Origin of the sequence: Nostoc sp. MG11 (genome assembly GCF_014904695.1) — a bacterium.
GTDB lineage: Bacteria > Cyanobacteriota > Cyanobacteriia > Cyanobacteriales > Nostocaceae > Komarekiella.
Map to the genome: position 1 here is coordinate 1 of NZ_JACXXN010000099.1, position 7,452 is coordinate 7,452.

Below are 7,452 nucleotides of genomic sequence, written 5' to 3' on the forward strand. Positions count from 1 at the left end.
CAAGTTAATTTTATTGCAGACATCTTCGGAGTTGTTGCATAAATAATCTTAGTTCTAGAGAATTTTATCACTTCAAACCTTTTTTGCAACACAACCCAAAATTCTAAATTCAATCTTTGCTATTTTGAACTGGCGTTCAGTCCTAGCCCTTTTGAAAAGCTTTTCAGGGGGCGATCGCCTCCACCCTAATCCCCCATCGGATCATCTCTGCCAATGCCAAGCGATCGCTTGCAATTCGGTTTTCACATCTTCCCAATTAGTTCCGCAATAGTAATATTTTTTGTCTTTAACGTTAGCTAAATAAAATCCCGGATTTCCTCCGTTAATGCGGAACAGTTCAACTACCACTTTCGTTTTGGTCAAGCCGTTTGTTTCTAAAGTAGATTCTAGGTCAGCAGGGATGCCGCAAGGATTATAGAAAACATCGCCACCGTGAAAAAACCACCGCGTTCCCTCGCACTCGTAAATTTGAAAATAGATGGGTGCGTGAATTTTGACCATAGCTACATGGCGATCATCTTTATACGAACGCTAACTAACCGGATGATATAACCCCGTATTTTCGTGAAATTCCCACCCCATACCCGATTTATCCTTACCCTTGCACCATGCCACAAAAAGCGGTGGGTGCAACTTCTGAAGCTGTTCGCGTATAGTTTCTACACTGACACCAAGTCTTTTAGCTAAACTTTCTTCTGTTAATGGTTGGATTCTTTGAGTAGACCGTTGATAAGATGAATTGTTGTACGATTTCTTAGCCCGTCTTGGTTGGTTGTTGAGATAGTTTTGAATTTTGATAATTGCCTCAGCCAACTGTGTCATTCGCGCTGTCATCCCCTCCATTTTTTGTTCTAAATCGGCGAGATTATAGATTGCTCCGGTTTCGTTGCTATTAGCACCTAACAACTGTGACTCAAGCTGATCAAGTCGTGAGCAAATAGCTAATATCGTTTGATTTGTAGGGTTGGCGCTACTACTGTTAAAAGATGCCAAGTACTCATAAACACTTACCTTTATCTTAGAGTCCAGGCGTTTATCTAAATCATTACCAGCAATTGCATCAAGGTCCAGAAGAGAATCATCTAGGTAGAGTTCGATAAATTGGGTGAGCCTGGCTGTTGCCGTTGTGTCTTTCTCCCAGCAACGGGTCATAAACTGCTCCCACCCACATCTTTTGGTCACAGTTAAAAGATGCAATCGTATCTTGTTTTTCCTTGTTTGGCTCATCTCTCATATCTAGGTAAACCGAGGCTATCCGCGACCGAGTGAGCGCCAGCCCCGCAAGATAGTTACCTAGACAGTACCATGATTAGTGCGTTATTCCCTGCCTAACCCCGCATCAATCCAATTCGCAATTGTGAATTCGCAATTCGCAATTAAATAAGTGGGAGCTTGTACCCACTTTTAGCCAATTAATCAATTAATTCGCATTTTCAATTGCGAATTGCGAATTGCGAATTGCGAATTGTTTGGTCAATCATTTTGGCAAGCGATTCAGCGTTGAATCTCGTGAGCGATTCCGCCAATTGCTGGAAATAGCTGTATTGCTGATCCGCATAATCTCCCGCTTCTAACTCCAAAAGTTCACAAAACTTCAAGTAATCTGTCCGCCAGTTGAACTCACCTATAGCCGTAGCAAATCTTTGGGCCAAATCCCTCGATTCAAAACTTGCTGCCGTTGGCTTGCCGTTATGATTGTAGGTACTGCCGCGCTCGGTCATACTGTTGCTACAAGATTGTGCTATTAAATTTGTATTATTAGCGATTTTATCTCAAGCTTGACCGCTGAGAGCGTAGACAACAGTAGAAAAATCATGAAAAATTAGGCTTATAAACAGGGGGAAGGGTTAAAGGGTCAAGGTCAAAGGAAAGTTAACACATTCTGACTACCTTTCCCCCTTTACCTTTACCCTTTTCACCCTATGAAGTTATGGTGATTTTCCTCCGTCCCGCGTAAACTGAAAAATGCGGTGAAAATCACGGTGTATGGTAGATGAAGCGAGATCGCCACGGCAAAGCCAAAATTCTCTCTCACGAGGAAATACAGTTGCTATTTACCCACGGACTGAAAACAACCCGCGATCGCACTATCTTTGCCACTGCCCTGTTCACTGCCGCGAGAATTAACGAAGTTGTAACTTTGCTCAGCGCTGATATATATGATGTAAAAGGGCAAGTGCGATCGCCTACGGCGGGCGGTTACGCCATCACACCTCACGATCCGCAAGGCCAATACCAAGGGTAAGTTAGCAACTCGCAGTATTCCAATTATTGAAGATTTGCAAAGTTTGTTGACTCAATACCAACCCCAAGCAGGGGAAGTGTATTTGTTTCCTGGAAGACATGGGCGGGAACACATCACCTCAGATTCGGCAGCCAAAATACTTAGGGAAGCTTGTGCTAGTGTAAATTTGGAAGGAATAAGCACCCATAGCTTTCGTCGCACGGCATTGACTTCTATGAGTGATGATCAAATTCCATTGCGAGTTATCGCGGAAGTTTCGGGACACTGTAACTTGGCAGGGCTTCACACATATTTAGAGGTTCATCCGCTACAAGTGCAAGGGGCAGTATCTTCTTTGGCAAAGCTATCTCCAATAGACAACATCGGTTTAATCAACTATTACGTCCTACAGCCCGAAACTAAGGGAACATCTAGTACATAAGGTGAAAAAACTTGTCTCCCGTGGGCTGCTCTTGCGTTCCCATACTTGTATTCCTAGTTGCACTAGCTTCAGCATTATTGACCGACTACAAGCAAAATTACATAAATTACTCAATTAAATAAAGTGAGTTGGAATGCCCAACATACGGGACAATAAAAATCAGACACTATAAAACCAGACGAAACTATGATTGTGTCTGATTAATTAGGGAGTAGGAAAAATGACTCTTTCTCTCGTCCACGTAAACAAGTACCGAAAGGCGATCGCTTCTCTTGGGGCAGTGCAAGCAGAGGCGAAGTTGATTAGCTTGTGGTTGGATGGGAAAGCGGATTCATCTGTTATGGCATATCGACGTTACATTAGGCGGTTCCTGGATTTCCTAGACAAACCCCTTAAGAAAGTAACCTATGAAGATTTGGTGGAATACAGTACACAATTTCAAGGACAAGCTGACAGTACCCGGCGCATTTACATTGCCGCAGTCAAAAGCCTGATCAGTTTCGCTCACAAAATTGGGTATATCCCTTTTAATGTTGGTATGGCAATAAAACTCGGAGAAATACCAGACGTAATCAACGAACGTTATCTCGACGAAGCAGATATCAAATTAATGGTACGGGCAGCACAAAAACATCTAGAACTTGCCAAAACTCCCAGGCGACAGTACACAGCTAAAAGAAATCTGCTGATCATTAAGCTGTTGTACCAGGCGGGGCTACGGGCAAACGAAATTTGTCAGTTAACTTGGGCAGATTTGACTTCTAGAAATGACAGTGGTCAGGTGTATGTGCGAAAAGCTAAGGGCAGCAAAAACCGCACTATCCTGATCAAGCCAAAGTTGTGGACTGAACTGATGGAGTTTAGGGGAGATGCTAGTGCCACAGATGCAGTTTTCTCCAGTCAAAAGGGTGGACATCTGGAGCGCCAAAACTTGCACCCCATCGTGAAAGCGATCGCCTCGGATGCTGGGCTAAGTGACAAAGTATCAACTCACTGGTTGCGTCATGCCCACGGGTCACATGCCATTGAGAGAGGAACCAACCCTGTACTGGTGAAAGATACTTTGGGTCACTCCAATTTAGCTATCACTGATCGATACCTCAAAGCTAGGCCGAACGACAGCAGCGCCTTGAACTTGATGGATATTTGATTAGAAATGATGAAAAAATCAAAATCCGTCTTTGGAAGTTGATGTTCTCTTCATGTTTTCTAATTCTCTTAGGCGCTCTTGAAGTTGTTGATTCTCAATCTTCAACTGTCGTTTTTGTAGCGATTCCATCTCTTTAATACGCTTGTGCAACTGAATACTTTCTTGCTTCTGCTCTTTGATCAGCTTTTGCCATGATTCGAGTTGTTCTTTCGCCCTTTCTTGTGCCGCTTGTTTTGCTGACAAAAACAAGCTTGTTCTCAAGTCTTGCTCCAAGCGTTCTAATTCCTGCCGATGTTGTTCTTTAATCGCTGCTACCATTGAGATAAATTCTTCTGTCTCAATCTGCTGACTCGAAAATGACACATTTTTGGCATTGAAATTTTCATTGTTGCTCAACATTCCGCCGTCATGAATATAGGGCATTAGTGGGAACATTAGGTCAATTGTGCTTGTGTTACTAGACTTCTAAACGCTTGACCATATAACCCTCACTATAATATAGGTCAAATCTTTAAGGCTCAATAACCAGGAACTAAACAAAGCAGCAAATAGCTTCCAGGAAAAGCGATCGCCTTAATTAACCGCCGCCATCGGGTTTACTTTCCTAATGCAGAATTACGTCGCTTTCATTGTACAGTCAATTGGCGGATTGGCGGTAAGCGAAGCCATGCCGCCCTTGCTTATCGCTAGGATAAACAGGCAATATCAAATGTTTTATAGTACACTTGAACTATATTTGGGTTCTAAGTAGTCCCACCATTTCACGCGATCGCATTCCTCAATCAATCATTCAAGGAGTACACCATGAAATTGACCCCTTACCTGATGTTCAACGGACAATGTGAGACAGCGTTTAAGTTCTATGAGAAGTGTTTGGGTGGCAAAATCACAACAATGATGACCTACGGGGAGTCACCTATGGCAGAACAGACCTCTGCTGAGCAGCGTACTAAAATCATGCATACTCACCTCATGGTGGGCGATCAGGAATTGATGGGATCTGACAGCCCGTCTGAGCAGTATGAAGAACCGAAAGGTTTTTCCGTGTCGATTAGCCTGAACAATCAGGTAGAAGCAGAGCGCATCTTTCAGGTCTTGGCAGAAAGCGGGACAGTCCGGTTGCCACTTGAGAAAACCTTCTGGGCTAACCGTTTTGGTATGTTGGTCGATCAATTTGGCATCTCATGGATGATTAACTGCGGATAATCTGCCTGACCCTCTACAGTGCAGTGGAAAAAGGCTGCGACAACATATTTGACGAACTGACCGTATCCACACACCATCTTCTGCTGAAACTTGGAGCAAAGCCGCACACTGATGTGCAGGATGTTGGCGACAGAATCCTGGTGGCTACGGTTACAGATCCTTGGGAAAACATCTTTGACATCATCGAAAATTCCCATTTCCAGCTTGAGGCTTGCGAAAATTTATTCCAGTTTAGTGCTTGTAAAACGAAGGAGATAATGTAGTGGAAACAACCAAAACACAACAAGAACAAGCGATGCAGACTGAACCATAAAAAGAACACCAGTGGCTACAGCAGCTTGTTGGTGAATGGACGTATGAAACCGAAGTAAAGATGGGACAAGAAAAGCCTCCCGAAAAGGCGACAGGAACCGAGAGTGTGCGATCGCTTAGTGGACTCTGGATTCTAGCTGAAGGACAGGGCGAGATGCCCGGTTGCGGTGCTGCAACAACGATAATGACGATTGGCTACGATCCTTACAAGCAGAGATTTGTGGGCACTTGGGTTGGATCGATGATGTCCTACCTCTGGGTATACGATGGTGAACTGGATGCCTCTGAAAACATGTTGACGCTCAATAGTGAGGGCCCTTCAATGTCTGGTGAAGAGAAAATGGCAAAGTACAAAGATGTGATCAAGTTCAACAGCGATAACCATCGAGTCATGACCTCCCATGTCTTGGGTGATGATGGGCAGTGGCATCAGTTCATGGCCGCACACTATCGGCGCAAAGTAGAAGGAAATGATTAGTAAAATGACTCTACTGAGCGTCAAGTCCAGCTATATCGTCCTCGAAGACAATGGCGATGCCACTCCTATTGCTGTGAGTGATCGCTTTTATAAAGACCTCGAACACCAATTTGGTGACTTCAAAGGAAAGCGGCTGATTTCACACTATACCTTCGAGAAGGACTGGGATAGCTGGGAAATGCATCCCGCCGGAGACGAGTTTGTGTGTCTGCTCTCTGGTCAGATTGATTTCATCTTAGAGCAAGATGGAGCCGAAAATACGGTACCCCTCAATGCTCCAGGTGCTTATCTTCTAGTGCCGCGTGGCACATGGTATACTGTCAGAGTTCACACCCTCAGTTCCGTGTTATTTATTACTCCTGGTCAAGGAACTCAGCACCGATCTCTATTACAATAAGTGCATCAAAAGGATGGGTTTTGCATCAGATTGAGAACGGGCGATCAACCCACAATAAGATAGCCATCGCAATCTCTGACTATCTTATTGTTATATCCTTGATTCCAAAGAAGCTTTTGGTGCTGAGGGAGAAAGAGTGTTTAAATCTTCGTTCTTAACTCCCCCAGCTTCAATAGCTTTATTCCAACTGCTTCTTAAACGCGTGTGCAGGGGCGATCGCTTGAGAGTGAAGGTAGCCCAAATTAGAACCAGTGGTATTAATGGCTACCGGAAACTAAGCAGAAAAGCTGCTTTCAATCAAACTCAATTTTTAACTTGGACAATTAACCAGCTGCTCCTGCGACTGTCAAACTGGCAGAACGAATTGAAGAGGAAACGGGTATCGAATTACGCTACTGTGGGAAATTCCATTTTAGTAAAGAATCTGGTCATGCTATGAATTGCGACCATGCCATGATGGCAGAGATAGAAATGGATGAGGAAATACATACCGAAACTATTGAAAAAGTCAATTTGGTGTTTACTTGGTTTACAGAATGGACGGAAGAATTGCTAGCGTATGCCAAGCAAAACCTGAATCATCCCTATGAGCCATTTATGGGTAATTTCAAAAAGGAGATAGCTTTAACATCAGTATGATTCACATTTCTCTGTGGTCAGCCTGTTTAGAACACAATGGCATGGACAGGTTGATCGCAGGTTTTCGTTCGCGCAAATACTCAAATATAATCAAGCCAAATATTTATCGAGGGTGCTGCTAAATTCTTCGTAGGGTTTAACACCGACCATTGTTTCTACCAACTTGCCTTGCTGAAAGATCATGACAGCGGGAATACTACGAATGCCAAATCGTTTAGCGACAGGTTGGTTGGCATCGAGGTCTAGCTTAAAGACCTTGACGCGAGCGCTGTACTCTGATGCCAGTTGATCTATCAAGGGGGCAATGAGTTTGCACGGGCCACACCAAGCAGCCGTGCAATCTACTACAAATAACGGCTCGGTTTCAAGCAGCGTATCGAACTCGGTTTCGTCTTGAATATAAATGGCAGTCATAAGTTTTCTGCAAAAGAGCATTATCTCATAGCCGCGTTGCTCCCACTGGAAGATAATGCGATAATGTCAAAGACCGGGCAACGCAAGATTTACGGTTGTGTTGCAAAAACTTATTCAGGATAAAAATATTGTATAAATCAGAACTAGTTATGCAATTATACCGAAGATTTGAGCAACAAATTTTACTTGA

The 7,452-nt window shown here is 43.7% G+C and carries 12 protein-coding genes and 1 pseudogene; 8 read left to right on the forward strand and 5 right to left on the reverse strand.

Annotation, left to right across the window (positions count from 1 at the left end):
* Window positions 1-201 precede the first annotated feature (201 nt).
* The 3 genes from HCR01_RS36255 to HCR01_RS36265 all read right to left on the reverse strand — a co-directional run bounded on the left by HCR01_RS36255 (window position 202) and on the right by HCR01_RS36265 (window position 1,721).
* Window positions 202-501 (reverse strand): hypothetical protein, encoded by a 300-nt coding sequence (locus HCR01_RS36255; protein WP_320073261.1) that lies wholly within the window; start codon window positions 499-501, stop codon window positions 202-204.
* Between the two features lie 30 nt (window positions 502-531).
* Entirely contained in the window at window positions 532-1,152 is a 621-nt protein-coding gene (locus HCR01_RS36260) for a hypothetical protein (protein WP_193200740.1), read from the reverse strand.
* Between the two features lie 281 nt (window positions 1,153-1,433).
* Window positions 1,434-1,721 (reverse strand): hypothetical protein, encoded by a 288-nt coding sequence (locus tag HCR01_RS36265; RefSeq protein ID WP_193200741.1) that lies wholly within the window; start codon window positions 1,719-1,721, stop codon window positions 1,434-1,436.
* 272 nt (window positions 1,722-1,993) lie between these two features.
* On the opposite strand from HCR01_RS36265, the gene HCR01_RS40630 reads away from it, so the two are divergent.
* The 3 genes from HCR01_RS40630 to HCR01_RS36275 all read left to right on the forward strand — a co-directional run bounded on the left by HCR01_RS40630 (window position 1,994) and on the right by HCR01_RS36275 (window position 3,816).
* Window positions 1,994-2,245: a hypothetical protein gene (locus tag HCR01_RS40630; protein ID WP_320073262.1), complete on the forward strand. Its 252-nt coding sequence runs from the start codon at window positions 1,994-1,996 to the stop codon at window positions 2,243-2,245.
* A gap of 43 nt (window positions 2,246-2,288) precedes the next feature.
* A complete protein-coding gene (locus HCR01_RS40635; protein ID WP_413774011.1) occupies window positions 2,289-2,666 on the forward strand; it encodes a tyrosine-type recombinase/integrase in 378 nt (125 codons plus the stop codon).
* A 220-nt stretch (window positions 2,667-2,886) separates the two neighbouring features.
* Window positions 2,887-3,816, forward strand: a complete 930-nt coding sequence (locus tag HCR01_RS36275; RefSeq protein WP_193200742.1) for a tyrosine-type recombinase/integrase — start codon at window positions 2,887-2,889, stop codon at window positions 3,814-3,816.
* A gap of 18 nt (window positions 3,817-3,834) precedes the next feature.
* On the opposite strand, the gene HCR01_RS36280 is transcribed toward HCR01_RS36275, so the two are convergent.
* Window positions 3,835-4,239 carry a hypothetical protein gene (locus HCR01_RS36280; RefSeq protein WP_193200743.1) on the reverse strand — a complete coding sequence of 135 codons (405 nt, stop codon included), beginning with the start codon at window positions 4,237-4,239 and terminating at the stop codon, window positions 3,835-3,837.
* A 381-nt stretch (window positions 4,240-4,620) separates the two neighbouring features.
* Between HCR01_RS36280 and HCR01_RS36285 the strand changes: the two genes are divergently transcribed.
* From HCR01_RS36285 to HCR01_RS36305, 5 genes and pseudogenes are all read left to right on the forward strand, one after another.
* Window positions 4,621-5,022 carry a VOC family protein gene (locus HCR01_RS36285; protein ID WP_193200744.1) on the forward strand — a complete coding sequence of 134 codons (402 nt, stop codon included), beginning with the start codon at window positions 4,621-4,623 and terminating at the stop codon, window positions 5,020-5,022.
* Between the two features lie 23 nt (window positions 5,023-5,045).
* Window positions 5,046-5,285: a hypothetical protein gene (locus HCR01_RS36290; RefSeq protein WP_193200745.1), complete on the forward strand. Its 240-nt coding sequence runs from the start codon at window positions 5,046-5,048 to the stop codon at window positions 5,283-5,285.
* A gap of 62 nt (window positions 5,286-5,347) precedes the next feature.
* Window positions 5,348-5,812 (forward strand): annotated as a pseudogene (locus HCR01_RS36295) (DUF1579 domain-containing protein); the annotation flags it as partial.
* A 4-nt stretch (window positions 5,813-5,816) separates the two neighbouring features.
* A complete protein-coding gene (locus HCR01_RS36300; protein WP_193200746.1) occupies window positions 5,817-6,209 on the forward strand; it encodes a cupin in 393 nt (130 codons plus the stop codon).
* A 435-nt stretch (window positions 6,210-6,644) separates the two neighbouring features.
* Window positions 6,645-6,848 carry a hypothetical protein gene (locus tag HCR01_RS36305; RefSeq protein WP_193200747.1) on the forward strand — a complete coding sequence of 68 codons (204 nt, stop codon included), beginning with the start codon at window positions 6,645-6,647 and terminating at the stop codon, window positions 6,846-6,848.
* A gap of 90 nt (window positions 6,849-6,938) precedes the next feature.
* Here the strand turns inward: HCR01_RS36305 and trxA are convergent, their stop codons facing one another.
* On the reverse strand, window positions 6,939-7,262 hold the full coding sequence (gene trxA, locus HCR01_RS36310) for a thioredoxin (RefSeq protein ID WP_193200748.1): 324 nt from the start codon (window positions 7,260-7,262) through the stop codon (window positions 6,939-6,941).
* Window positions 7,263-7,452 lie beyond the last annotated feature (190 nt).

Bases quoted from the DNA above. Each gene is read 5' to 3' on its own strand.
- HCR01_RS36255 (WP_320073261.1), bottom strand. From the start codon at position 501: ATGGTCAAAATTCACGCACCCATCTATTTTCAAATTTACGAGTGCGAG.
- HCR01_RS36260 (WP_193200740.1), bottom strand. From the start codon at position 1,152: ATGACCCGTTGCTGGGAGAAAGACACAACGGCAACAGCCAGGCTCACC.
- HCR01_RS36265 (WP_193200741.1), bottom strand. From the start codon at position 1,721: ATGACCGAGCGCGGCAGTACCTACAATCATAACGGCAAGCCAACGGCA.
- HCR01_RS40630 (WP_320073262.1), top strand. From the start codon at position 1,994: ATGAAGCGAGATCGCCACGGCAAAGCCAAAATTCTCTCTCACGAGGAA.
- HCR01_RS36275 (WP_193200742.1), top strand. From the start codon at position 2,887: ATGACTCTTTCTCTCGTCCACGTAAACAAGTACCGAAAGGCGATCGCT.
- HCR01_RS36280 (WP_193200743.1), bottom strand. From the start codon at position 4,239: ATGCCCTATATTCATGACGGCGGAATGTTGAGCAACAATGAAAATTTC.
- HCR01_RS36285 (WP_193200744.1), top strand. From the start codon at position 4,621: ATGAAATTGACCCCTTACCTGATGTTCAACGGACAATGTGAGACAGCG.
- HCR01_RS36300 (WP_193200746.1), top strand. From the start codon at position 5,817: ATGACTCTACTGAGCGTCAAGTCCAGCTATATCGTCCTCGAAGACAAT.
- HCR01_RS36305 (WP_193200747.1), top strand. From the start codon at position 6,645: ATGAATTGCGACCATGCCATGATGGCAGAGATAGAAATGGATGAGGAA.
- trxA (WP_193200748.1), bottom strand. From the start codon at position 7,262: ATGACTGCCATTTATATTCAAGACGAAACCGAGTTCGATACGCTGCTT.